This is a genomic window from Paraburkholderia eburnea, from assembly GCF_002917095.1.
GTDB classification, from domain to species: Bacteria; Pseudomonadota; Gammaproteobacteria; order Burkholderiales; family Burkholderiaceae; genus Paraburkholderia; species Paraburkholderia eburnea.
The window spans coordinates 1-1,282 of record NZ_PQGA01000053.1 but is presented as its reverse complement, the minus strand read 5'-3'; the positions used below and the strand labels follow the sequence as shown (position 1 = coordinate 1,282).

1 protein-coding gene is annotated in these 1,282 nt (G+C 62.3%); it reads right to left on the bottom strand.

Features of this window, described 5'->3' with window-relative positions:
- Positions 1–61: 61 nt before the first annotated feature.
- Entirely contained in the window at positions 62–1,201 is a 1,140-nt protein-coding gene (locus B0G62_RS31000) for an IS481 family transposase (protein ID WP_103707978.1), read from the bottom strand.
- Positions 1,202–1,282 lie beyond the last annotated feature (81 nt).

Sequence of the window (1,282 nt, the reverse complement as noted above, 5' to 3'; positions counted from 1 at the left end):
GCGGTGTACAGACTGGAGACATGGTTGACACATGTACGAGGACATGGTTGACACATGATGCTCAGGTTTTTACGGTCTTCAGGTCAAGTTCTGTGAGGCGGTGATGCGCAAACCAGAGCTCGATGACGCCATCTTCGCCGTCCTTCGGACGAGCCGCCACGTCGAGTCCCTTCAGCGCGATCGATAGCCGCAGCGCCCGCCCGTGCAGGCGCACCACGCCGTTTGAATTGACCCGCAGCACTTCGTCGCCGGGACCGTATTGCAGTTCGGGCAACCGATCCGGCATGGCACGAGCACTGGGCCTGTAGCGCGTAATCGGCGTTGCCATTCCAAGTGCCTCATGCGGGCGCTGCGTGTTGTACACGTGGCGCCAGCGCTGCAGTTCCTGCTGCACGTGTGCGTGCGTAATGAACGCATGACGCGCCAGCACTTCTGCCTTCAGTGAGCGGTGAAACCGCTCATCCTTGCCGTTGGTCTGCGGGTGATACGGTCGGCTGTAGCTCACATGGATACCCAGCCGGATCAGCCACACGGCCAGTTCCGTCAGCTGTCCAGGGGCACTGGGCGAGCCCCATGGTGCGCCGTTATCGGTGTTGATGCGCGACGGCAGCCCGTAGCAACGGAACGCCTGCGCAAGCTCGCCCTGCACCACCTGCGTGGTCGTGCGCGCGCACGCGGCCAGCACGATGTTAAAGCGTGAGTGATCGTCGATCACGGTCAGCGGCATGCAGCGCCCGCTCTCCAGCGTCTGAAATTCACCCTTGAAATCCATCTGCCAGAGCGAATTCGGATGCTCGTGTTCGAAGCGATGCCAGTGCTGGCGCTGCGCGCACTCGTTGGGCTGGAGCAGCCCGTGACGGCGCAGGATCCCGGTAATCGTGGCCGGCGCGGGCACCTGCGCATGGCCCAGGTCACGCAGGCGACGCTCGATCTTGCGTCCTCCCCAGCCGTACTGGCGACGCAGTTCAAGCACGACCTCTACGACGTGTTGCGGTGAGCGCGTCGGGCTGTGATGAGGGCGGCGCGACTGGTCGGCCAGACCCTGCACGCCCTGCGCCTTGTGGCGATCGAGCCATTTGTAGCCGGTCTGGCGGCTGATGCCAAAGCGCCGGCATAGCTCGCTGAACGGCAGATCCTGTGCAGTTGCCAGACTGACGAATTCCTGTCTGAGATTCATGGTGTCTTTTACGTTCCAGGGCATAGGTGGCTCCGGGCGTTCGATTGCCCGAAAGTGTCAACCATGTCCTCGTACACCTGTCAGCTATGTCTCCAGTCTGTACAC